The 23,141-nt window shown below is 64.2% G+C and carries 17 protein-coding genes; 12 read left to right on the forward strand and 5 right to left on the reverse strand.

Annotation, left to right across the window (positions count from 1 at the left end; genetic code table 11):
- Nucleotides 1-152 precede the first annotated feature (152 nt).
- Together ACSQ3E_RS26370 and ACSQ3E_RS26375 are read left to right on the forward strand one after the other, a co-directional pair.
- Complete coding sequence (locus tag ACSQ3E_RS26370; protein ID WP_436124929.1) at nt 153-2,606, forward strand: EAL domain-containing protein; 2,454 nt, start codon at nt 153-155, stop codon at nt 2,604-2,606.
- 75 nt (nt 2,607-2,681) lie between these two features.
- Nucleotides 2,682-2,987: a hypothetical protein gene (locus tag ACSQ3E_RS26375; RefSeq protein ID WP_436124930.1), complete on the forward strand. Its 306-nt coding sequence runs from the start codon at nt 2,682-2,684 to the stop codon at nt 2,985-2,987.
- Between the two features lie 17 nt (nt 2,988-3,004).
- Here ACSQ3E_RS26375 and ACSQ3E_RS26380 read toward each other — a convergent pair whose 3' ends face one another.
- Complete coding sequence (locus ACSQ3E_RS26380) at nt 3,005-3,844, reverse strand: aldo/keto reductase (RefSeq protein ID WP_436124931.1); 840 nt, start codon at nt 3,842-3,844, stop codon at nt 3,005-3,007.
- 673 nt (nt 3,845-4,517) lie between these two features.
- On the opposite strand from ACSQ3E_RS26380, the gene ACSQ3E_RS26385 reads away from it, so the two are divergent.
- Nucleotides 4,518-6,512 (forward strand): TonB-dependent receptor domain-containing protein, encoded by a 1,995-nt coding sequence (locus ACSQ3E_RS26385; RefSeq protein WP_436124932.1) that lies wholly within the window; start codon nt 4,518-4,520, stop codon nt 6,510-6,512.
- Between the two features lie 185 nt (nt 6,513-6,697).
- Here ACSQ3E_RS26385 and ACSQ3E_RS26390 read toward each other — a convergent pair whose 3' ends face one another.
- The gene (locus ACSQ3E_RS26390) at nt 6,698-9,190 is read right to left on the reverse strand and encodes a heavy metal translocating P-type ATPase (protein WP_436124933.1); all 2,493 of its coding nucleotides are present in this window, start codon (nt 9,188-9,190) and stop codon (nt 6,698-6,700) included.
- 138 nt (nt 9,191-9,328) lie between these two features.
- Here ACSQ3E_RS26390 and ACSQ3E_RS26395 point away from each other — a divergent pair, with 138 nt between their 5' ends.
- The 8 genes from ACSQ3E_RS26395 to ACSQ3E_RS26430 all read left to right on the forward strand — a co-directional run bounded on the left by ACSQ3E_RS26395 (nt 9,329) and on the right by ACSQ3E_RS26430 (nt 19,362).
- Entirely contained in the window at nt 9,329-10,396 is a 1,068-nt protein-coding gene (locus ACSQ3E_RS26395; RefSeq protein WP_436124934.1) for a glycosyltransferase family 10 domain-containing protein, read from the forward strand.
- Nucleotides 10,397-10,478: 82 nt separating this feature from the next.
- Entirely contained in the window at nt 10,479-13,274 is a 2,796-nt protein-coding gene (locus tag ACSQ3E_RS26400) for a [protein-PII] uridylyltransferase (protein ID WP_436124935.1), read from the forward strand.
- A gap of 46 nt (nt 13,275-13,320) precedes the next feature.
- On the forward strand, nt 13,321-14,919 hold the full coding sequence (murJ, locus tag ACSQ3E_RS26405; protein ID WP_436124936.1) for a murein biosynthesis integral membrane protein MurJ: 1,599 nt from the start codon (nt 13,321-13,323) through the stop codon (nt 14,917-14,919).
- 160 nt (nt 14,920-15,079) lie between these two features.
- Nucleotides 15,080-15,610: a dTDP-4-dehydrorhamnose 3,5-epimerase family protein gene (locus ACSQ3E_RS26410; protein ID WP_436124937.1), complete on the forward strand. Its 531-nt coding sequence runs from the start codon at nt 15,080-15,082 to the stop codon at nt 15,608-15,610.
- Nucleotides 15,611-15,613: 3 nt separating this feature from the next.
- Nucleotides 15,614-16,927 (forward strand): glycosyltransferase family 2 protein, encoded by a 1,314-nt coding sequence (locus tag ACSQ3E_RS26415; RefSeq protein ID WP_436124938.1) that lies wholly within the window; start codon nt 15,614-15,616, stop codon nt 16,925-16,927.
- An 81-nt stretch (nt 16,928-17,008) separates the two neighbouring features.
- The gene (trpS, locus tag ACSQ3E_RS26420) at nt 17,009-18,076 is read left to right on the forward strand and encodes a tryptophan--tRNA ligase (protein ID WP_436124939.1); all 1,068 of its coding nucleotides are present in this window, start codon (nt 17,009-17,011) and stop codon (nt 18,074-18,076) included.
- 83 nt (nt 18,077-18,159) lie between these two features.
- Nucleotides 18,160-18,651: a universal stress protein gene (locus ACSQ3E_RS26425; protein ID WP_310327475.1), complete on the forward strand. Its 492-nt coding sequence runs from the start codon at nt 18,160-18,162 to the stop codon at nt 18,649-18,651.
- A 135-nt stretch (nt 18,652-18,786) separates the two neighbouring features.
- Nucleotides 18,787-19,362 (forward strand): NifU family protein, encoded by a 576-nt coding sequence (locus ACSQ3E_RS26430; RefSeq protein ID WP_436124940.1) that lies wholly within the window; start codon nt 18,787-18,789, stop codon nt 19,360-19,362.
- 120 nt (nt 19,363-19,482) lie between these two features.
- Here ACSQ3E_RS26430 and ACSQ3E_RS26435 read toward each other — a convergent pair whose 3' ends face one another.
- Nucleotides 19,483-20,103, reverse strand: a complete 621-nt coding sequence (locus ACSQ3E_RS26435; RefSeq protein WP_310327480.1) for a L,D-transpeptidase — start codon at nt 20,101-20,103, stop codon at nt 19,483-19,485.
- A 296-nt stretch (nt 20,104-20,399) separates the two neighbouring features.
- Between ACSQ3E_RS26435 and ACSQ3E_RS26440 the strand changes: the two genes are divergently transcribed.
- Nucleotides 20,400-20,900, forward strand: coding sequence for an MmcB family DNA repair protein (locus tag ACSQ3E_RS26440; RefSeq protein ID WP_436124941.1), 501 nt, complete (start codon nt 20,400-20,402; stop codon nt 20,898-20,900).
- Nucleotides 20,901-20,984: 84 nt separating this feature from the next.
- Here ACSQ3E_RS26440 and ACSQ3E_RS26445 read toward each other — a convergent pair whose 3' ends face one another.
- Together ACSQ3E_RS26445 and ACSQ3E_RS26450 are read right to left on the reverse strand one after the other, a co-directional pair.
- Nucleotides 20,985-21,545 (reverse strand): ActR/PrrA/RegA family redox response regulator transcription factor, encoded by a 561-nt coding sequence (locus ACSQ3E_RS26445; RefSeq protein WP_067955409.1) that lies wholly within the window; start codon nt 21,543-21,545, stop codon nt 20,985-20,987.
- Nucleotides 21,546-21,709: 164 nt separating this feature from the next.
- A complete protein-coding gene (locus ACSQ3E_RS26450) occupies nt 21,710-23,035 on the reverse strand; it encodes an ActS/PrrB/RegB family redox-sensitive histidine kinase (protein WP_310327487.1) in 1,326 nt (441 codons plus the stop codon).
- Nucleotides 23,036-23,141 lie beyond the last annotated feature (106 nt).

Here is a 23,141-nt window from a genome sequence, read left to right on the forward strand (position 1 = left end):
CCAATCAACCTTCCGCTACGTCACTATTCTGAATATCTACTTTGAACCTTACAGGGAAAGGAATTTTAAAGCTTGCTCATATAGGTATTGCAACTATTCGCGCCGGAAACGCGAGGAGAACAAGCTGGGGGGCGAGTTCGTTCGCCATACATGTGACGAGACAACGCGACATCAGATCCAGGTTTCAGCTCATCGGGCTGCTGTGGCCCTTCATCGCCGTTGTCCTGATCCAGACCATCATTGCCGGTGCCAGCCTCTATACCTTGTCAGCCGTGCGCGCCTATGCCGCCGGTGAAAGCGCCTGGTCGAAAGGCCACAAGGACGCGATCTACTATCTGACGCTGTATGCCAATTCCGGCGATGCCGAGTATTTCGAACGTTTCCGCCACGCCATCGCGGTACCGCTGGCCGACCGCGATGCGCGGCTGGCGATGGAAAAGCCGCTGCTCGACTATGATGCCGCCTATGACGGCTTCATTCGCGGCGGCAACCATCCGAACGACAATCCCGGCCTGATCTGGCTGTTCAAGAACTTCCGCCACGTCCCCTATCTCTCCAATGCGGTCGACCGCTGGGTCGATGCAGATCCGAAGATCCTGGAGATCGCGGCACTCGGCGAGGCCATGCATGCCGGCATCTCGACTGCCTCCGAACAGCAGCTTGCTGCCTGGAAGGAAGACATCCACCGCCTGCATGAGGAGACGGCGCCGCTGGCCGAGGCCTTCTCCGTCTCGCTCGGGCGCGGGTCGCGCGACATCACCGTGCTGCTGCTCTGCGTCAACGTGGTGACGGCAGGCGCGCTGATCCTGCTGGCGATGCGCCGCACGGGCAATCTTCTGGAGCAGCGCCGGGCCTTTGAAAGCGCTTTGAACGCCGAGCGCGAACGCGCCCAGATCACGCTGGCCTCGATCGGCCAGGCTGTCGTTGCGACCGATGCGGAGGGCCGGCTCGACTACATGAACGAGGCGGCGGAGCAAATGCTGGACTGGCATGGCGCCAGCGCCAAGGGCAAGCCGCTCGACCAGCTGTTCAGGCTGGTCAGCGAAGAAAGCGACGAAGAGGACAATGGCTTCATCGCGCGCGTTCTGGCCGGCGAGGCGATCGGCGGCAGCGGCGTGCCGCAGCAGCTGATGCGGCCTGACCTGTCGAGTGTCGCAGTGTCGCTGGTAGCCGCCCCGCTCTATGTCGACGGCAAGGTCGCGGGTGCAGTGCTGGTGTTCCACGACCGCACCAAGGAACAGGAATTCATGGCGCAGCTGTCGTGGCAGGCAAGCCATGACACGCTGACGTCGCTGGCCAACCGCCGCGAATTCGAGGCGCGGCTGAACGCGTCGCTCGCGGGCCTGGCCAAGCGGCCGGCGGTGCACGCGCTGATGTATCTCGACCTCGACCAGTTCAAGATCGTCAACGACACCTGCGGCCATGCCGCCGGGGACGAGCTGTTGCGCAAGGTGTCGGCGGCACTGCACAGCCAGCTGCGCCCGACCGACCTGCTGGCGCGGCTGGGTGGCGACGAATTCGGCATCCTGCTGGAGAACTGCCCCGAGGAGCTCGCCGCCAGCACCGCCGAGGGCCTGCGCAAGGCCGTCGACGAGCTGAACTTCGTCTGGGCCGGACGCGCCTTCAAGATCAGCGTCAGCATCGGCGTCGTCGGCATGTCGGATGCCAGCATGACGCTGGAAGAGATCCTGCGCAGCGTCGACGTCGCCTGCTACATGGCCAAGGAACGCGGCCGCAACCGCATCCAGATCCAGCAGATCGGCGACATGGAGGTGGAGCAGCGGCTGAGCGAGATGGCCTGGGTGCAGCGCCTGCGCGAGGCGCTGGAGCAGAACCGTTTCCGCATCTATGCGCAGGAGATCGTGCCGCTGCATGGCGACGGTGCGGCCGGCGCCCATGTCGAGCTGCTGGTCCGGCTGGCCGACGCCGAAGGCAAGCTGATCGCGCCCGGCGAGTTCATCCCGGCGGCCGAACGCTACGGGCTGATGCCGCTGATCGACCGCTGGATGGTGCGTCAGGCCTTCGGCATTTTGGCCCGGCAGACGGCTGATGCGACGCCGATCACCACCTGTGCCATCAACCTGTCGGGCGCGAGCTTCGGCGACGACAGCTTTGCCGACTTCGTGCTGGAGCAGTTCGCCCGCAGCGGCATCTCGCCCGCCACGATCTGCTTCGAGATCACCGAGACGAGTGCTATCGCCGACCTCGACCGGGCGGCGCACTTCATCACCACCCTGCAGGCGCATGGCTGCCGCTTCTCGCTCGACGATTTCGGCTCGGGCATGTCGTCGTTCAGCTACCTCAAGGCCCTGCCCGTCGACTACCTCAAGATCGACGGCGGCTTCGTCAAGGACATGCTGGTCGACCGCATCGACCGCGCCATGGTCGAGATGATCCAGCATATCGGCGAGGTGACCGGCAAGCGCACCATCGCCGAGTTCGTCGAGAACGACGACATCGCCAGGGTGCTGCGCGACATCGGCGTCGACTATGCGCAAGGCTTTGGCATCGCCAAGCCGCGGCCGTTCGGCGAGCACTATGTCGGCATCAAGAGCCGTAGCTTCGAGTCGCTGATCGATACGCCTGACGTGGCGCTGGCGAGCTGAGCCCCCGATTGCTTGCGGAAAGGGCTGTGCGGCGCGACAATGCTCGCTCGTCATTCCGACATGGGGGAAGCTGAAATGATCAGGACTTTTGCCTGCATGGCCGTGCTTGCGGCCACCTTCGGACTTGCGACGCAAGCACATGCGGCGATCCCGCTGCTCAACGCCACCTGCCCCGGCAACATCGAGGTCCACGCCGACGAAGGCGGGCCGGTCTACATCAACGGCAAGGAAGGCGCGCTGAAGAAGTTCAACGACAACTACTTCGAGATCAAGGGCGCGGGCGTGACCATCTCGCTGAGCATCAACCCCGATGGCTCACCGAGCGTCTCCTATACCGGCAAGGGCGGCGCCAACGGTGTCTGCACCGTCAAGGCGAACTGACCGGCGTTCGCGACCAGTCAGATCATCTCGAGCGGGCGCTTGCGTGATGGCGGTGGGAACAGGCGGTCGAGCTCGGCCAAGTCCTCGGTGGTCAGCCTGATATCACGCGCGGCGGCGTTCTGCCTGACATGTTCGAGGCGTGTCGCCTTGGGGATGGCGATGACGCCTGTTTGCGCCAGGACCCAAGCGAGTGCGATCTGCGCAGCGGTCGCGTCGTGGCGGGCGGCGATGTTGACGAGGCCCTTATTACTGGCCAGCGCGCCCTGCTCCACCGGCGAATAGGCCATGACAGGCATGCCGCGCTCGCGACTCCATGGCACGAGGTCGAACTCGATGCCGCGGCGGGTAAGATTGTAAAGCACCTGGTTGGACTGGCAGGCGCTGCCCCTGGACAGACGGTTCAGCTCTTCCATGTCGTCGGCATCGAAATTGCTGACGCCCCAGTGGCGGATCTTGCCCGACTGGCGCAGCTCCTCGAACACGGCGATGGTTTCCGACAGCGGCACGCCGCCACGCCAGTGCAGCAGGTACAGGTCGATCCGGTCGGTGTGCATACGCTTGAGGCTTGCCTCGCAGGCACGGATGACACCATTGCGCGAGGCGTTGGACGGCAGCACCTTGGAGACGAGGAACACCTCGTCGCGGCGCCCGGCAATGGCCTCGCCCACCACTTTTTCCGCACCGCCGCTGCCATACATCTCGGCGGTATCGATCAGCGTGACGCCGAGATCGAGCTCCAGCCTGATTGCCGCGACCTCATCGGCGGCGCGGTTGCGGTCCTCGCCCATCATCCAGGTGCCCTGGCCGAGGGTCGGCACGGCTTCGCCCGAGGGCAGCGTGGTGGTTGCGAAAGGCATGACGGTCTCCTCGGCGATTTGCTGCAGCTTACCGCACCGGGGCACGTTGGCTACAGCGTGGACGCTGCAACTGTTTTCACGCCGCTTCGCTGGATGTTCCTGCTGGCGAGCAAATCCGGACAGAAGGCCAATACGCCCGTCTTCGAGAGGTGTTCCAGATACGCTGGATGGGACGGACATCGCCGTCCGCACGCGCTTGTGGGTCACTTAAAATCGCTTTGCTTAAAACTTGACTCCAAATATCAAGTTAATGTAGCTCAGCTCCATGGCCGTCGACCGGCCGGCGGGGTGGTCAAGCAACATACTGATATATCGATGTCTTCTCTCGGAAGCCTGAACGAGAGTCCGACCGCCCGTGCTTCGGTTCTCATTGCCAGTGTTTTCAATGGCGCGTTGAGAGCGGGCTCATCACCATCATTCAGGCGACAGGTCTTCGCAAGCGAAGACACGCATCAGAAGCTAGCAGTTCTTTCTCCACAGCAAGCCACTGATTCCCAGCATACCGAGGAACACAGTGAACAATCGCCCTATCATCCGTTGCAGCACATTCGCGCTCGCGGCCGTCTGCAGCACAATCGCCCTCAGCGTGGCGAACGCCCAATCCCCCAACAGCGCGGAACAGCCGCCCAAGCTGGTCAAATCGGACCGGAAGGCCCCGGCAGCAACCAGCCCATTGGTCCTGCCGCCCATCACCGTCAGCGCCGGCAGCGACACCAAGGCGCCCTTCCAGACGCCCGGTGGTGTCAGCGTGATCGACGGCAAGATCGTCCAGGAGAAGTTTGGCGGTGACGCCAATGCCATTGTCCGCAGCATGCCGGGGACATTCACCCGCATGTCCTCCAGCCAGCCCGGTGTCTCCGTCAACATCCGAGGCTTCGAGGCCGACGGACGCGTCAACACGATGATCGACGGCGTGCCGCAGACCTTCAGGAACACGGCAGGCCACGCCTCCACGGGCGGCGAATTGCTCTACATCGACACCAATCTTCTTGCCGGCATCGGCGCCGAACGCGGTGCGGTCAACGGCGCCTATGGCATGGGATCGCTGGCGGGTGCCGTCAATTTCCGCACCATCGAGTTCGAGGATGTCGTGCTCGAAGGCCAGGACCGCGGCGTCAAGACGACGGTCAAGGCAGGCAGCAACGGCTATGGCGCCTCGGGAATGGTCGCGGCAGGCGCGCGTACAGATCTGTCCGGCGGCGGGCAGGCATCGATCGTCGGCGCGTTCAGCTATGGCGAGCATGGCAACTACCAGCGCGGCGACGGCAGCTACAACAAGCCCGATGCCAGCAACAAGTCGGGGTCCGGCCTGGTGAAGCTGCATTTCCAGCCCGACGACGTGCACGACCTGAAGCTCGGCGCGCGCTGGTACAAGAACGACTTCCTGGTTTCGGGCTACAACTGGGGTGTCGACAACGCGACCTATACGGCCAACTACAAATACCAGCCGGGCAGCGACTGGATCGACCTCAGGATCAACGGCTACTACAACCGCACCGACATGTCCTACGATCCGACGACGGGCGGATCGTATCGCAAGCGCAACACGCGCGACTTCGGCTTTGGCTTCGACATCGCCAACACCAGCCGGTTCGACATCACCGACGAACTCAGCGCGCGCTGGGACTATGGTGCGGCCTATTCGTCCAACGACTACAAGGTCAACCTGTTCCGCGGCGCCAACCCGCCCGGGCACATGCAGAAGGCGCGCGCCTTCTCCGACCTCACCCTGTCACAGGGCATCTTCGAACTGAGCGCCGGCCTCAACTACGACTATTGGGACCTGAGCGGGCGCCAGAGCCCATGCAAGCCGAATATCGGCTTCTGCCCGCCGACCGGCGGCAATGTCGACGTCTCCAGGCACGAGTCCGCGCTCAACCCGAAGATCACGCTGTCGGCCAAGCCGCTGGACTGGCTGCAGCCCTACGTGACCTACTCGCACACCTTCAGGCCACCATCGGCGCGCGAGGCGCTATGGGCGCTGGTGCCAATCGGATCAGGTGTCGGCGGTGGCCAGTACTCCAATTTCTACCTCAACCCGGAGACGTCCAAGGGCTGGGAGATCGGCGCCAACATCGTCAAGAACGACGTGCTCTATGGCGGCGACGAGCTGCGCCTGAAGGTGAACTACTTCAACAACGCCATCGACAACTACATCGTCAACAACCTGATCAGTATCCCCGGCGATCCCTACGAGCGGGCGATCTGGGTCAATGTGCCTGGCACCACCCACTCCCGGGGCTTCGAGGTTGAGGGCGGCTATGACGCGGGCGTCGCCTACGTCAATCTGTCCTACACGCAGGCGAGCAACAACCAGCCGGTCGGCTGGGGCGCAGGCATCGGCAATGGCGATTCGACCTTCCTGCCGGAAAGCAAAATCTCGGTCGACGTGGGCATCCGTGCCTTCGAGGAAGCACTGACCGTCGGCGCGACGATGAACCATGTCGGCGGCAGCCGCTATGCGGTCGGCTTCGGCGATACCGAAACCAAGGAGGCCTACACGCTGTTCAACGCCTACGCCTCGTACAAGTTCAACAAGAACGCTACGGCGTTCCTGAACGTCGAGAACCTGACCGACGTGGCCTACAGCCCGGCGGTGTCGGGCGAGATGGGCGAGAAGACCGGGCGGGGGCGCACCATCACCGTGGGGCTGACGACCCAGTTCTGACGCGGCCAGCCGGCGAGGAGCGGGGTGGGACCCCTGCTCCTCAGCCGTTCTGTGCTTGCCGCATGGCCGCCATGACCGGGTTAGACCGGTGCCGACTCAAGCAGGACGGCCACCAGCATTCCAGCCGCCATCAGGGCGAGCACGATCTTTCTCAGCATTCAAAAGTCCTTGTTGATGGCAGCGTCTCAAAGCTTGATCGCCCTGAGCCGCAGTGCGTTGGCAATCACCGACACCGACGACAGACTCATCGCGGCAGCGGCAATCATCGGCGACAGGAGTACGCCGAGGACCGGATATAGGACGCCTGCGGCGACTGGAACACCCAGCACGTTGTAGATGAAGGCGAAGAACAGGTTTTCCTTGATGTTGCGGATGGTGCCTCGGGCGAGCTTGCGGGCGCGGACGATGCCGCCGAGGTCACCCTTCACCAGCGTGATGCCGGCACTTTCCATGGCGACGTCGGCGCCGGTGCCCATTGCGATGCCGACATCGGCGGCAGCAAGGGCCGGTGCGTCGTTGACGCCGTCGCCAGCCATGGCAACGCCCTGCCCCTTGGCACGCAACTCGTCGACCAGCGCCTTCTTGCTCTCCGGCAGCATGTCGGCGCGGACTTCGTCGATGCCGAGCTTTTCGGCGACGGCTTTTGCCGTGCGGGCGTTGTCGCCGGTTGCCATGATGATCCTGAGGCCGAGGTCGTGGAGCTCGCGGATGGCGGCGGCAGCCGAAGCCTTGATCGGGTCGGCGACGGCGACGATGCCGGCCGGCTTGCCGTCGATGGCAACGAACATCGCCGTCTTGCCGTCACCGCGCAGGGCGTCGGCGCGGGACGCGAGGCCGGCGAGATCAAGGCCGAGGTCGGCCATCATGGCGGCATTGCCGAGCGCCACCTTGCGGCCAGAGACGGTGCCCGAAACACCCTTGCCGGTGATCGATTCGAAGTCCTGCGCATCTGGCACGGTCACACCGCGCTTGGCCGCGCCGTCGACGATGGCCTCGGCGAGCGGGTGCTCGGAGCCCTTTTCGAGACCGGCGGCGAGCGACAGCAGTTCGTCGCTGGAGATGCCGTCGGCGGCGACCACGTCCGTCAGCTGTGGCCGGCCCTCGGTCAGCGTGCCGGTCTTGTCGACGATCAGCGTGTCGACCTTGGCGAAGCGCTCCAGCGCCTCGGCATCCTTGATCAGCACGCCGGCCTGGGCGCCGCGCCCGGTGGCGGTCATGACCGACATCGGCGTGGCGAGGCCAAGCGCGCAGGGACAAGCGATGATCAGCACCGACACCGCCGAGACGGTGGCAAAGACCATGCTCGGCTCGGGGCCGAAGATCGCCCAGACGACGAAGGCAACGATGGCGATCAGCACCACAGCGGGCACGAAGTAGAACGAGACACGATCGGCGAGGCCCTGGATCGGCGCGCGGCTGCGTTGGGCCTTGGCGACCATGTCGACGATCTGCGACAACACGGTGTCGGCGCCGACCTTGTCGGCACGCATGATGAGCGAGCCGTTCTTGTTGAGCGTGCCGCCGGTGACGCGTTCGCCCTCGACCTTTTCGACCGGCACCGGCTCACCCGTGATCATCGATTCATCGACAGAGGAGCGGCCTTCGAGCACGATGCCGTCGACAGGGACGGCATCGCCGGGGCGAATGCGCAGGCGGTCGCCGCTGACGACGTCCTCCAGCGGCACCTCGGTTTCGGAACCGTCGGTGGCAATGCGGCGCGCCGTCTTGGGCGCGAGGTCGAGAAGGGCGCGGATGGCCGAGCCGGTGCGCTCGCGCGCCCTGAGCTCCAGCACCTGGCCGAGAAAGACGAGGGCGACGATGACGCTGGCCGCCTCGAAATAGACAGGCACCGAGCCGCCATGGCCTCGGAACTGGTGCGGGAACAGGTCGGGGAACAGGGTGGCGACGACCGAAAAGAGATAGGCGGCGCCAACGCCGAGCGAGATCAGCGTCCACATGTTGGGGCTGCGGTTGCGGAACGAATCCAGGCCGCGATGGAAGAAGGGCAGTGCTGCCCAGAGCACGACGGGCGTTGCCAGGATGAGCTCGAACCAAGTGGCGAGCGGCTCGCCGATCCAGTCGCGCACCGGCAGGCCGACCATCGGCCCCATGGCGATGACCAGCAGTGGGATGGACAGTGCCGCGCTGACCCAGAAGCGGCGGGTGAAATCTACGAGTTCGGGATTGGGACCATCGTCGGCCGAGGGCATCATCGGCTCCAGCGCCATGCCGCAGATCGGGCACGAGCCGGGCTTGTCCCTGACGATCTCTGGATGCATCGGGCAGGTGTATTGCGAACCCTTGGGCGCAGGCGTGGCAGCCGGCTTGCCGGAGAGGTATTTTGCCGGCTCGGCGGTAAACTTGCCCTCGCAGCCCGACGAGCAGAAATAGTAGCCGGCACCTTCATGCTTGAGGAAGTGTCTTGCGCTGTCGCGGGCGACGTCCATGCCGCAGACCGGGTCCTTGGCGCTCACATACTTGTCGGGTGCTGCCTGGAACTTGTCTCGGCACGAGGCGCTGCAGAAATGGAACAGGTGGCCCTGATGTTCGAGCGACGGCTTGCCGACGGCTGGGTCGACGGTCATGCCGCAGACGGGGTCGCGAATCACCGTTTCAGGTGCAGCTCCGTGACCGTGGCCATGATGGGCGTGTCCGGCGTGATCTTCGGCGTGTTTCATCTGAAAAAATCCAGTATATGCGGCGGCATGAGCCAGTAAGGTAGATGTTCCACCTGCTGGAAGGTCAAGGCTTCCACAGGATGGAATGTCGTCCGGGCTGCGCGATGCTGGGACGGCTGACGCGAGTACAGATGCAGCATGACTGATAGAGCCGTAGCCAGCACGACTTCCCTTCCCGGCCAGGCCGTGGTGAAGGTCCATTGCTGCCATTTCTGGCAAGACATGCCGCCGCGTCGCGCCGTCGAGACCTATGTGGCGCCCTGGGCGCGGGCGTCCGGTGTGGCGATCGAATATTGCGACGAGCTTGAAAAGGCCGACCTCGTGCTGATCGGGCCGTTCGCGCCGAAGAACCAGAATGTCGGCCGCACTCGCATGCCAGACGTTCCGGCCGGCGACTATGAGCGCGTCTTCCTGACCGGCGAAAACGCGACGCCGCTGATGGACCATTGCGAGTGGGCGCTGGCTTTCGACTACGAGGCCGATATCGCCAATGAGCGTTACATGCGCTACCCGCTCTATGTCTGGGGGAGCAGCGGCGACTCGATCCTGCACATGCTGGCGAGGCTGCAGCCTGAAACACCCGAACAGCGCGCAGCCCGGCCGCATTTCTGCGCCTTCATCTATGGCAACAAGCGCGCCAAGCTGCGCCGCTGGTTGTTCCGGGCGCTGTCGCTCTACCGCCGGGTCGACGCCCCCGGTAGGGTGCAGCGCAACTGCGCGCCAATCGGCAACTCGCGCAACGACAAGCTGGCGTTCCTGAAGGACAGGCGCTTCACCATCGCCTTCGAAAACAGCAGTGCCTCGGGCTACACCACCGAGAAGATTGTCGATGCGATGCTGGCCGGCAGCGTGCCGATCTACTGGGGCAACCCGCGGGTCGCCGAGGACTTCGACGAGCGCTGCTTCATCAACTGGCATGCGCACGAAAAGCGTATCTGCGACAGGCTGGCGTTTGGCTGGCAGCCGTTGGCCAATTCGCGCCTGATGCAGAAACTGGCTACGCCACTGACACTGATTTCGGTGGCGCGCCGAACTGTCGAGGCCGACCGCGACCCAGCCCTCTACGAGGCGTTCTTCGCGCAGAGCCCACTTACGGAGTATTCGAGAACGTTCCTCGACGAGAAGGCGATCGCCGGGCAGTGGGAGAAGATTCTGCGCGCAGCGATTGGGCGGGCCACGGCCAAGCAGCGCGCGGCAGCCGGTTGAACAGGGCACCGACGTCGGCCATACACATGGTTGGAAAATCGCGCTATAGACGCCGCCACAGGGGCGAGGCCAGCCGAGGCAGATGAACAAAGTTCCGCTCAAACTCGAAGAGCTGATCGACGCGGACGCGCTGCGCCGCGAACTGACGGCGCAGACCAGCGACGGCGACGGCACCGACCCCGCCGTGCGGGCCAAGGCGCTGCAGCTGTTCAAGGAACACATCGCCGCCGGCAAGAAGATCGCCGAGAACATGCTGATGGATGATGCCGGCGGCACACTCTGTGCCGTGCGGATCTCGCATCTGATGGACGAGATCATCCGCGTCCTCTACGACTTCGCCGTCACCCACGTCTACCGCGCCAAGAACCCGTCTTCAGCAGAGCGCATGGCTGTCGTCGCCGTCGGCGGCTATGGCCGCGGCACCCTCGCCCCCGGCTCCGACATCGATCTGTTGTTCCTGCTGCCCTACAAGCAGACGCCTTGGGGCGAGCAGATCGTCGAATACATGCTCTACATGCTGTGGGACATGGGGCTGAAGGTCGGCCACGCCACCCGCAACATCGACGAGTGCATCCGCCTGTCGCGCAGCGACATCACCATCCGCACGGCGATCCTGGAAGCGCGCTTCATCTGGGGCGAGCAGAAGCTGTGCGACGAGCTGATCGACCGCTTCGACAAGGAGCTGGTGAAGGGCACGGGACCCGAATACGTGCAGGCGAAGCTCGCCGAGCGCGATGCCCGCCACGCCAAGGCCGGCGAAAGCCGCTACCTTGTCGAGCCCAACATCAAGGACGGCAAGGGCGGGTTGCGCGACCTGCACACGCTGTTCTGGATCGCCAAATATTACTACCGCGTGCGCACCGGCGCCGAGCTGATCAACAAGGGCGTGTTCACCGAAGGCGAATACGGCCAGTTCGTCGAGGCCGAGGATTTTCTCTGGGCGGTGCGCTGTCATATGCATTTCCTGACCGGCAAACCGGAGGAGAGGCTGCATTTCGACATCCAGCGCGAAATCGCCCAGCGGCTCGGCTACACCACCCAGCCGGGCCTGTCTGCGGTCGAACGCTTCATGAAAGACTACTTCCTGGTGGCCAAGGAAGTGGGCGACCTGACCCGCATTTTCTGTGCAGCGCTGGAAGAGGAGCAGGCCAAGGACGCGCCGGGCTTCCACGGGCTGCTGCAAGGCTTTTCCAGGCGGCGGCGCAAGCTGGCCGGCACCAGCGACTTCATCATCGACAACCAGCGCATCAATGTCGCCGACGACAAGGTTTTCGAGCGCGACCCGGTCAACATGCTGCGCTTCTTCTGGTTCGCCGACCGGCACGGGCTGGAGCTGCACCCCAATGCGCTGAAACTTCTGACCCGCTCGCTCGGGCTCGTCGACAAGGGCCTGCGCCGCAACGAGGAAGCCAACCGCTACTTCCTCGAAATCCTGACTTCGGACCGCAGCCCCGAGCTCAACATGCGGCGCATGAACGAGGCAGGGCTGCTCGGCCGGCTGATCCCCGACTTCGGCAAGATCGTCGCGATGATGCAGTTCTCGATGTATCACCACTACACCGTCGACGAGCATCTTTTGCGCTGCATCGGCGTGCTCTCCGAGATCGAGCATGGCGACGGCGCCAAGATCCACCCGCTCAGCCATTCGCTGATCGGCGGGCTGAAGAAGCAGCGCGAAGTGCTCTATGTCGCGGTGCTGCTGCACGACATCGCCAAGGGCCGGCCGGAGGACCATTCGGAAGCCGGCGGCAAGATCGCCCGCCGCATCTGCCCGCATATGGGGCTGTCGCCGACCGACACAGAGACCGTGGCCTGGCTGGTCGAGAACCACCTTGTCATGTCGATGACAGCACAAACGCGCGACCTCAACGACCGCAAGACAATCGACGATTTCGCCGACGTGGTGCAGTCGGTCGAGCGGCTGAAGCTTTTGCTGATCCTGACCGTCTGCGACATCCGCGGCGTCGGCCCCGGCGTATGGAACGGCTGGAAGGGCCAGCTGCTGCGCACGCTCTACTACGAGACCGAGCTTCTTTTGACCGGCGGCTTTTCCGAGCTGTCGCGGGCGGAACGGACTACGGCAGCACGCGAGATCCTGGCCGAGGCGCTGGCCGACTGGCCCGAGGCGGCGCGGCGGAAATACGTCAAGCTGCACTATGACAACTACCTGCTGACCGTCGACCTGGAAGACCAGAAGCGCCACGCCGAGTTCATCCGTGGCGCAGATGCGGCCGGCAAGCAGCTGTCGACGATGGTACGGACCCACGAATTCGAGGCGGTCACCGAGATCACCATCCTGGCGCAGGACCATCCGCGGCTCTTGTCGGTAATTGCGGGGGCCTGTGCGGCTGCCGGCGGCAATATCGTCGACGCGCAGATCTTCACCACCGCCGACGGGCGCGCGCTCGACATCATCCTGATTTCGCGCGAATTCGACCGCGACGAGGACGAGCGCCGCCGCGCCGAACGCGTCGGCCAGCTGATCGAGGACGTGCTGTCGGGCCGTGCCTGGCTGCCGGAGATGATCGCCAAGCGGGCCAAGCCGAAGCGCGGGCAGAAGACCTTCCGCATCCAGCCGCGCGCCGAGATCCGCAACGCGCTGTCGAACCGCTTCTCGGTGATCGAGGTCGAGGGTCTGGACCGTCCCGGCTTCCTGTCGGAGATCACCGGCGCATTGTCCGACCTGTCGCTCGACATCGCCTCGGCGCACATCACCACTTTCGGCGAGAAGGTGATCGACACCTTCTACGTCACCGACCTGACCGGCCAGAAGATCGACAACCCGACACGGCTCGAAAACATCCGCGCCCGCCTGATTGCCACGCTCGAGGGCGCAACCGCCGAACGGACCAAGGCCAAGGCGGCGGCCGCCGAATGACGCCTGCCATTATCCCGCCCAAATCCGCAAGGCATCGTCGCGCCCCATGTCACTGATCAAGAAATTCGCGACCGTTGCCTCGGGCACGCTGATGAGCCGGGTGCTGGGCTTTGCGCGCGAGATGCTGATGGCGGCAGCGCTCGGCACCGGACCGGTGGCCGATGCCTTCTACGCCGCGTTCCAGTTTCCCAACACTTTCCGGCGGCTGTTTGCCGAAGGCGCCTTCAACGCCGCCTTCGTGCCATTGTTCGCCAAGGAGATCGAGGCCAACGGCACGGAGGGCGCCAAGCGCTTTTCGGAGGAAGTGTTCGGCGTGCTGTTTTCGGCACTGCTGGTGCTGACGATCGCCATGGAACTGGCGATGCCGCTGATCGTGCGCTTCGTCGTGGCACCCGGCTTCGCCGACAATCCCGAGAAATACGACCTGACGGTGGCGCTCGCCACCATCATGTTCCCCTATCTGATCTGCATGTCGCTGGCGGCGATGATGAGCGGCATGCTGAATTCGCTGCGCCGCTATTTCGCCGCGGCGATCGCGCCGGTGTTCCTCAACATCATCCTCGTCGGCCTGCTGGCCAATGCCTGGTATCGCGGCCATGACGGGCTGACAGTCGGCTATGCGCTGGCCTGGGGCGTGCTGGCCGCCGGCCTGGTACAGCTGATCATCGTCTGGATCGCGGTGCGCCATGCCGGCATAGCGATCGGCTTCCGCCGGCCGAAGCTGACACCCAACGTCAAGCGGCTGTTGTGGCTGGCGCTGCCGGCCGCGATCACAGGCGGTATCACCCAGATCAACACGTTGATCGGCACGGCCATCGCCTCGGGCCAGGACAGTGCGGTGTCGTCGCTGAACCTCGCCGACCGCGTCTACCAGTTGCCCCTCGGCGTCGTCGGCGTGGCGGTGGCCATCGTGCTGCTGCCGGAGCTGTCGCGGGCGCTGAAGTCGGGCAACAAGGTCGAGGCCGCCAACCTGCAGAACCGCTCGGTCGAGTTCACGCTGTTCCTGACGCTGCCAGCCGCCGCGGCCCTGATGGTCATCTCGGAGCCGATCGTGCGCGTGCTCTACGAGCGCGGCGCGTTTGCCGCCTCCAACAGCACGCCAGTGGTCGCGTCGATCCTCGCCATCTTCGGCCTCGGCCTGCCGGCCTTCGTGCTGATCAAGGCATTCACGCCGGGCTTCTTCGCCCGCGAGGACACACGCACGCCGATGTATTTCGCGGCCATCTCAGTGGCGGTGAACATTTCGGTCGCGCTGACGCTGTTTCCCTCATGGGGCGCGCCCGGCATCGCCGCGGCGTCCGCGGTCGCCGGCTGGGTCAACGCGGCGATGCTGCTCGGCACGCTGGTCTGGCGCGGCCAGTGGGATCGCGACGCCGCCCTGATGAAGCGGATTCCGCGCCTCGTCGTCGCCTCCGCCGCCATGGCCGGTGGGCTGTGGTTCGCCACCCGCGAGGCCGGCCAATGGCTCGGGTCGGCGGCCCCCGTCTACACCCAGGCAGCGGCGCTCACCGTGCTGGTGGCGGGCGCGATGATCGTCTATTTCGCCGTCGCCTTCGGCATCGGCGGCGCGGATGCCGGCATGATCCGCCGCAACATCAAACGCAATCGCGCCAAGCCCGCGCCATCGCCGGTCGAACCCGACTGAAGATTTGCCGGGCTGGTACAGGCAACTCGTTTGATTCAAGCGCCGATCCGTGCATCTCCACAGCGGCGAGCCAATTCAGCATTGCCTTCTGCAGCGGCCGGACAGATACAGGCGCTGGGTGTCGCTTAGATGCGGGCGTGTCGCACGTTAGGGAGGTTACATGGATATGTTGTCACTTGAGGACTTCGTCGATGACAAGCCGTGGAGCGACGACATTCCGTTTCTGGATGACGTCGTTTCCGACGACCTGATCGAGGGCGTGCGGCTACAGCGCCTGAGCACGCGCGCCGACAAGCGTGGAGACCTCACCGTCCTGTTGTCGGCGTTGAAGGAGCCCATCGTGTCGCCGCCGCATGTCTATCTGGTGTCGGCAGAACCGGAGTCGATCAGGGCGTGGGTCTACCACAAGCGGCAATCCGACCGCCTCGCCTACACAAACGGCGAGATAAGGGTTGTCCTCTACGACCTGCGCACGGACAGCCCGACATATCAAAAGGTCAACGTTCTTGATGTTGGCGCCGCAAACAAGGTGCTTCTGACGATCCCGCCCTTTGTCGTCCATGGCGTCCAGAACAAGGGAACCACCACGGCGACTTTCGTCAACATGCCGACGAATGCCTACGATCCGGCGAACCCGGACAAGTCTCGGGTACGCTACGATCATCCTGGCATCCCTTACAAGTTCACCTAAACCGTGCCGAGCTTCTCCGTGATCATGGCGACCTACAATCGCGGAAGGCACATCCTTCCGTCGATTCAGTCGGTGCTGCGCCAGAATTGCCAGGACTTCGAACTGATCGTTGTCGGCGATTGCTGCACCGACGATACGGCCGAGGTGGTGTCGTCGGTTGCTTCGCCAAAGGTCCGCTGGCTGAACCTGGCTGAGCGCGGCGGTAGCCAGTCCTTCCCCAACAATGCCGGCATCGAGATGTCGCGCGGCAACTACATTGCCTATATCGGGCATGATGACATCTGGATGCCGAACCATCTCGAGGCACTTGCCGGTGTGTTTGCCGGCGCCCCAAGCCCCGATTTTGCCGTGAGCGGGGCAATCTACCACGGTCCGCGCGCGAGCAATTTCCGCCAGGTGACCGGTGTGTTCGCCGAGAGCAAGGCGGCGTTCGAGCACTTCTTTCCGCCATCGAGCTTCGGCCACCGCCGTGACGTCGCCGACCGGATCGGGATGTGGCGGAACCCAAGGGAGATCGTTCCGCCGGTCGACGCAGAGTTTCTGCTGCGGGCCGCAAACGCCAGTATGACGTTTGCCTCGACGCAGCGCGTCACCGTCCACAAGTTTGCGGCGGGCCATCGCTACCTGAGCTACGTCAACCACAGCTCGGACGAACAGGAGCGAATGGTCCGACGCATGCTGGCAGCGGAATATGAGGGCTATCTGGCTTCCGAAGTCGCCAGAGCCAAAGCTGCGAATACCTTCATGGCATCCACCTATCCCGATTTTGCCCTGTATGAAAAAGGCCAGCTTGCTATCCAGAACGCGATGCACAAGGGCGTGCTGCGGGCGGAGTTGCGGCCCCTCACGCGCACCGAAGTCATCGTACAGGACAATTCGCCAAAATCGCTCGACTGGAGCCCGTTCGAGGCTGGCGACGACTGGATACGCTGGGTGAGTTACAATCCGCGCCCGAAACTTCTCGTGCCGTTCAGATACCAGGGCAAGGCGCGAATTCGCTTGAGCATCTGGCACCAAAAGCCGGAGGGGCTGGCCCGGCTCAAGCTCGCGGTCAATGAGCACCCGGTTGTCGCACGCATCTCAAGCCTGAGCCAACGCGGCGAAATCTGGAGAGCCAGGGCCAGCTTCGAAACCGACCTCAAGCAGGACGCCCACACCGTGCTGGAGCTGCACCTGAACAAGCTGCAGCGGTTCGGCCGTCAAGCCAGGGGCATCGGCATCGCCAAGATCGAGGTCATCCCCCTGCGATGGCAAGAGCTGCCGGCACGCATCGGACAGGTGCTGGCGGCAATTGGCCCGGGGCGCCGTCCCTCTTGATCGGTTAGGCGCCATCGTTCATAAGCGCCACTCGAATTTCGCCGCGCGCGAAACGGCCCTCCACAAGCCACGGGATCCATCATGACCGCCTTCAAACCGCTCATCTTCTCCGGCGTCCAGCCGACCGGCAATCTCCATCTCGGCAACTATCTCGGCGCCATCCGCAAGTTCGTCGCCCTGCAGGACACCAACGAGTGCATCTATTGCGTCGTTGACCTGCACTCGCTGACCGCCCAGCTCGTCCATGACGACCTGCAGAGCCAGACGCGCTCGATTACTGCCGCGTTCCTGGCCTCGGGCATCGATCCGAAGAAGCACATCGTCTTCAACCAGGCGCGCGTGCTGCAGCATGCCGAGCTTGCATGGATCTTCAATTGCGTGGCGCGCATCGGCTGGATGCAGCGGATGACGCAGTTCAAGGACAAGGCCGGCAAGGACCGCGAGAACGCCTCGCTCGGCCTGCTTGCCTATCCGAGCCTGATGGCTGCCGACATCCTGCTTTACCGCGCCACCCATGTGCCGGTCGGCGAGGACCAGAAGCAGCACTTGGAGCTGACCCGCGACATCGCCCAGAAGTTCAACAACGACTTCTCGGCCCGCATCGCCGATCTCGGCGTTGGCGTCGAGATGCAGGTGGGCGAAGAGACTGTGAACGGCTACTTCCCGATCACCGAGCCGATCATCGGCGGGCCTGCGGCGCGCATCATGTCGCTGCGCGACGGGTCGAAGAAGATGTCGAAGTCGGACCCCTCCGACCTCTCGCGCATCAACCTGACCGACGATGCCGACACGATCTCCAAGAAGATCCGCAAGGCCAAGACCGACCCGGCGCCGCTGCCGAGCGAACTGGACGAACTGAAGGAACGCCCCGAGGCGGAAAACCTTGTCGGCATCTATGCCGGCCTGGCGGACATGACCAAGGAACAGGTGCTCAGCCAGTTTGCCGGCCAGCAGTTCTCGGTGTTCAAGCCGGCGCTTGCCGACCTCGCGGTCGAGAAGCTGGCGCCGATCGCCGGCGAAATGCGCCGCCTGATGGCCGATCCCGGTCACATCGACGCCGTGCTGCGTGACGGCGGCGACCGTGCCCGCGCGATTGCCGAAACGACGATGAAGGACGTGCGCGACATCATCGGCCTGCTCGGCGACTGACAGCATCATCGGCGCTGGCTGCTTGCGGGCAGCCGGCGCCGGTGGCAGATTGAAGATCAAAACGTCGCGCAGCAGGGTAGGAAATGGTCTCCAAACGCCTCAGCAAGGAAGCCGGCCACCGGCGCAAGTTCCTGGCGATCATCGACGACACGCCGGAATGCGAGCGCGCCGTCGCTTACGCCTCCAAGCGCGCCAGAAGCACCAGCGGCGTGCTGGTGCTGCTCTATGTCATCGAGCCCGACGACTTCCAGCACTGGCTGGGGGTCGAGAAGATCATGCGCGAGGAAGCGACAGCTACCGCCAACGCAGCGCTCGACGGTCATGCCGCGAAGGTGCGCGAGACGCTCGGCATCGAGCCGGAGCTCGTCGTGCGCGAAGGCCGGCCGGCCGAGGAGATCCACAAGCTGATTGAAGACGACCAGGATATCGCTATCCTGGTCTTGGCGGCAGGCGCCGGCAAGGAAGGCCCCGGTCCCCTCGTCGCGTCGATCGCCGGCAAGGGTGCCGCCTTCCCGATTCCGGTGACGGTGGTGCCGCAGAACCTGTCCGACGAGGACATCGACAGCCTGGCCTAGGCCTCTGGCCCAATAGACTGGGCGCAACATATTGGCGCGGAGGCGCGCTAGCGGCTTGAATGTCGGCCGTGCAAAGCCTAATTAGAACTATTCCAAACTGAGACATCCCGCGCGCGCGGGCACGGAGACACGTCCATGTTCATCCAGACCGAAGCGACCCCCAATCCGGCGACGCTGAAGTTCCTGCCGGGCAAGGAAGTTTTGCTCGAAGGCACGGCCGATTTCCGTGACGCCAACAGCGCGCGCACGGCATCGCCGCTTGCCGGCCGGCTGTTCGACATCCCGGGTGTGACCGGCGTGTTCTTCGGCTACGACTTCATCACCGTCACCAAGGACGGCCCGGACTGGCAGCATCTCAAGCCGGCGATTCTCGGCTCGATCATGGAGCATTTCATGTCGGGCGTGCCAGTCATGGCCGGCCAGGCTGCCGGCGGCGGCGGCCATCATGACGACGAGAACGAGTTCTTCGACAAGGCCGACGCCGAGATCGTGGTGACGATCAAGGAACTGCTCGACACGCGCGTGCGCCCCGCCGTTGCCCAGGACGGCGGCGACATCACCTTCCGCGGCTACGAGAACGGCACCGTGTTCCTGCACATGAAGGGCGCCTGCGCCGGCTGCCCGTCGTCGACGGCAACCCTGAAGCACGGCATCCAGAACCTGCTCCGCCATTTCGTGCCTGAAGTGCAGCAGGTCGAACAGGTTTCCTGATCCCGTCCCCGGCTCCGCAGCCATCCAAGGCGGAGCGAACCAAAATCCTGACAACAAAAAACCGGGCCAAAGTGCCCGGTTTTTCGTTTGCGTCGTCCGTGTTGCCTGGACGGCTCGCAGTTATTTCACGATGACCTTGGCGCCGACGTCGACGCGGTTGTAGAGGTCGATGATGTCCTGGTTCATCAGGCGGATGCAGCCCGACGACATGGCCTTGCCGATGGAGCTCCATTCCGGCGTGCCATGCAGGCGGTAACCGGAGTCGCCACCCTTGTTGAAGAGGTACAGCGCGCGGGCGCCGAGCGCGTTCTTGGGGCCGCCGGGCATGCCGCCCGACCACTTGGCGAGCTCGGGCTGGCGCTTGATCATCGCAGGCGGCGGCGTCCAAACCGGCCATTCACGCTTGACCGCGATGCGGGCCGTGCCCTGCCACTCGAAGCCTTCACGGCCGACGCCGATGCCATAACGCACGGCCTTGCCTTCGGGCTGGACGAGGTAGAGGAACTTCTGCGCGGTATCGACGACGATGGTGCCGGGCTGCTCGTCGGTCTCGTAGCGCACGATCTGGCGATGGAACTGGCGCGGGACCTTGCTGATCGGAATCGTCGGCAGCTGGTAACCGGCATCGACGCGACCGCCATAGTCGTTGGAGAACATGCGCGACACGCCGTCGGTCGAACAGCCCGCCAGAGCGGTGGTCAGCGCCAGGGCGGCGACAATGGCAAGAGACTTCAATTGCATGTAGGGCTTCCCAAGCAAGAGCGCATCCGGACCGATTCGGCCTCATTTTTGCCACCATTCTTACCGGGCAGGCGTTTTGCTTGCCAAGCCTTGCGTGCATCCAAAGCCCCGCGGGACCCAACGTAAGGGAAGGGTTATGGCATTTCGGCAACACGCATCGCGGGAAAATCCAACAGATTCAACGACAGGCCGCAATGATGCAACCTGGAGCTACTTTCAGCCGCCTGGCGGGAGAGTGGTTGGAATAATCCAGCAGGCGGGTTCAAAACGTGAACAAATGATGCGATGATTGGTCCATGCCGATCATTTCACCTCTTGTTTCCAACCCTCTCGTCGATGGTCGCCAATCCGAGCGAGCCATGCTGGTACGCCGTGGCGTGCAGCGCCTGCTGATGCAGATGGGCGCCCATGTGCTGCCCGAACTGTCGCTGGCGACGGGACGCCGCGCCGACCTCGTGGCGCTGACGCGCCAGGGCGACATCTGGATCATCGAGATCAAGTCGTCGATCGAGGATTTTCGCGTCGACCGCAAATGGCCCGACTACCGACTGCATTCCGACCGCTTCTTCTTCGCCACCCATCCCGAGGTGCCGGCCGAGATCTTCCCCGAAGAGTGCGGCTTCATTCTCTCCGACGGCTACGGCGCGGAGATCATGCGTGAAGCGCCCGAGCACCGCATGGTGGCGGCGACGCGCAAAGCGCTGATGCTGCGCATTGCCCGTGCGGGTGCCGCCCGCCTGCTGGCGGCGGAACTGGCAGGAGTGTCGGTGCCGGCGCTGGAGGGGGAAAGCGAGTAAGAGAGGGAGTCGGGGAATAAGGCAGTAGGGCAGTAGCTGCTCAGCCGACTTTACCTAATGCCCTACTCCCCTAGTCCTTGTGCGTTACCGCGGTGCTCGCTTGGCGAGGATGCGCTGGAGCGTGCGGCGGTGCATGTTGAGACGGCGCGCGGTTTCCGACACGTTGCGCTCGCACATCTCGTAGACGCGCTGGATGTGTTCCCAGCGAACGCGGTCGGCCGACATCGGGTTTTCCGGCGGTGCTGCGCGCTCGCCTGACGAATTGGTCAGCGCGGCGTAGACGTCGTCGGCATCGGCCGGCTTGGAGAGATAGTCGATGGCGCCGAGCTTCACGGCGGTGACAGCGGTGGCGATGTTGCCGTAGCCGGTGAGGATGACGGTGCGGGTGTCTTCGCGGCGCTCCTGGATGGCCGAGACGACGTCGAGGCCGTTGCCATCGCCCAGCCGCATGTCGACCACTGCGTAGGCCGGCGGGTTGCTACGCACCTTGGCGACGGCTTCCTCGACGCTTTCGGCGGTGTCGACGGCGAAGCCACGGCTTTCCATGGCGCGGGCCAGGCGGGTCAGGAATGGCTTGTCGTCATCGACGAGCAGCAGTGAGTGGTCTTCGCCCGGCAACCCGGATGCAATGTCCTGGGTGGTCATCGCCTTTGATCCTTTTTGTCGTTGATCCCAGTCGTTCTTATGGTTTTTCCATGCAGATATAGGTGCAAAGCGCCGATGTCCAATGGCGAGCCCCTTCCTGCGACGATCGCAACCGTCTTGCCGCAAGGGTTCCAGCGCTCCGGAACACCTCTCGCGGCCTCGGTTCAGGCTGTATCGAACATCGTGGTGCCAACCGGCAGCCGGCTCAGGAAGGCGGCACGCGGCCAGGAGATCTCGACGATGGCGCCCTCGCCCGGGCCGCTCGAATTGGTGAAGCTGATCTCGGCGCCCGAGCGTTCGAGCAGCGTCTTGGCGATGAACAGGCCGAGTCCCAGGCCGCCGCCGGGCTCGGCACCCTGGCGAGTCGACATGTAGGGCTCGCCGATGCGGTCGATGATGTCTGGCGGGAAACCGGGGCCATCGTCCATGATGACGAAGCTGACGTCCTCGTCGTCCCAGCTCCAGCGAATGGTGACGCGGCTGCGGGCGAAATCGACTGCGTTCTCGACCAGATTGCCGAGGCCGTAGATGACGCCCGGATTGCGGTGGCCGACCGGCTCGGGGCCGATGCGATCGCCGGGGTCGAGCTTGATCGAGATGCCGAAATCGCGGTGCGGGGCTATGACCTCCTCGACCAGCGAGGTCAGCGGCAGTCGCGCGAGATGCTCCTCGCCCTCCGACGACAGGCTGGTGAGGCGCTTCAGGATCTCGCGGCAGCGCTCGCTCTGGCTGCGCAGCAGCGTGACGTCCTCGCCATATTTCGGATCATTGCCGAGAGCACGCTCCATCTCCTTGGCGACGAGGGTGATGGTGGCGAGCGGTGTGCCAAGCTCATGGGCGGCGGCGGCGGCGAGGCCGTCGAGCGCCGACAGATGCTGCTCGCGCTGCAGCACCAGCTCGGTGGCGGCAAGCGCGTTGGCGAGCAGACGCGCCTCGTCGGCGACGCGGAAGGCATACATGGCGGTGAAGGCGATGGAGCAGACGACGGCGATCCAGATGCCCGCGGTGTAGATGAAGGGCATGGCCAGCACGATGCCGTCATACCAGGGCAATGGCAGGTGGAAGAAGGCGAGCAGGCTGACCATGACGATGACCACGACCGCCAGCATGGCGGTCAGCCGCAGCGGCAGCGACGTCGCCGAAATAACGACGGGCACGGTCATCAGAAGCGAGAACGGATTGGTCAATCCGCCGGTCATGAACAGCAGCCCGGCCAACTGCAGGCTGTCGAAGGTGAGGATGCCGAAGGCAGCGAAGGGGTTGAGCCGATGCGTGGCCGGGTAGCGGAAGGCGAGAAACAGGTTGAGCCAGGCGGAGCTGGCGATGAGCGCAAAACACAAGCTGACCGGCAGCGGGAATTCGAGCCAGTAGGCGACCACCACGACGGTGAAGCTCTGGCCGACGATGGCGAGCCAGCGCAGGCGGATCAGCGTGTTGAGGCGAAGCCTGTGGCTCTGTTGGAGATCGGGGGCGCGCATCAGTGAGTTCATGCCAGCTATATGCGCCGCAAGCCGCCCCCGCGCCAAGCCCTGGCTTGTTGTTTGAGCATGATACTGTCCGAAAACCGGCGTCCACTTTTCGCTGCGCGGACCTTCG

This window comes from Aminobacter sp. LjRoot7 (assembly GCF_964252895.1).
Classification (GTDB): Bacteria; Pseudomonadota; Alphaproteobacteria; order Rhizobiales; family Rhizobiaceae; genus Aminobacter; species Aminobacter aminovorans_B.

What these genes read in the sequence shown, in the direction of transcription:
- murJ (WP_436124936.1), top strand. Translation starts at nt 13,321, where the DNA reads ATGTCACTGATCAAGAAATTCGCGACCGTTGCCTCGGGCACGCTGATG.
- ACSQ3E_RS26435 (WP_310327480.1), bottom strand. Translation starts at nt 20,103, where the DNA reads ATGCAATTGAAGTCTCTTGCCATTGTCGCCGCCCTGGCGCTGACCACC.
- ACSQ3E_RS26390 (WP_436124933.1), bottom strand. Translation starts at nt 9,190, where the DNA reads ATGAAACACGCCGAAGATCACGCCGGACACGCCCATCATGGCCACGGT.
- ACSQ3E_RS26400 (WP_436124935.1), top strand. Translation starts at nt 10,479, where the DNA reads ATGAACAAAGTTCCGCTCAAACTCGAAGAGCTGATCGACGCGGACGCG.
- ACSQ3E_RS26380 (WP_436124931.1), bottom strand. Translation starts at nt 3,844, where the DNA reads ATGCCTTTCGCAACCACCACGCTGCCCTCGGGCGAAGCCGTGCCGACC.
- trpS (WP_436124939.1), top strand. Translation starts at nt 17,009, where the DNA reads ATGACCGCCTTCAAACCGCTCATCTTCTCCGGCGTCCAGCCGACCGGC.
- ACSQ3E_RS26425 (WP_310327475.1), top strand. Translation starts at nt 18,160, where the DNA reads ATGGTCTCCAAACGCCTCAGCAAGGAAGCCGGCCACCGGCGCAAGTTC.
- ACSQ3E_RS26450 (WP_310327487.1), bottom strand. Translation starts at nt 23,035, where the DNA reads ATGAACTCACTGATGCGCGCCCCCGATCTCCAACAGAGCCACAGGCTT.
- ACSQ3E_RS26410 (WP_436124937.1), top strand. Translation starts at nt 15,080, where the DNA reads ATGGATATGTTGTCACTTGAGGACTTCGTCGATGACAAGCCGTGGAGC.
- ACSQ3E_RS26395 (WP_436124934.1), top strand. Translation starts at nt 9,329, where the DNA reads ATGACTGATAGAGCCGTAGCCAGCACGACTTCCCTTCCCGGCCAGGCC.
- ACSQ3E_RS26445 (WP_067955409.1), bottom strand. Translation starts at nt 21,545, where the DNA reads ATGACCACCCAGGACATTGCATCCGGGTTGCCGGGCGAAGACCACTCA.
- ACSQ3E_RS26430 (WP_436124940.1), top strand. Translation starts at nt 18,787, where the DNA reads ATGTTCATCCAGACCGAAGCGACCCCCAATCCGGCGACGCTGAAGTTC.
- ACSQ3E_RS26375 (WP_436124930.1), top strand. Translation starts at nt 2,682, where the DNA reads ATGATCAGGACTTTTGCCTGCATGGCCGTGCTTGCGGCCACCTTCGGA.
- ACSQ3E_RS26440 (WP_436124941.1), top strand. Translation starts at nt 20,400, where the DNA reads ATGCCGATCATTTCACCTCTTGTTTCCAACCCTCTCGTCGATGGTCGC.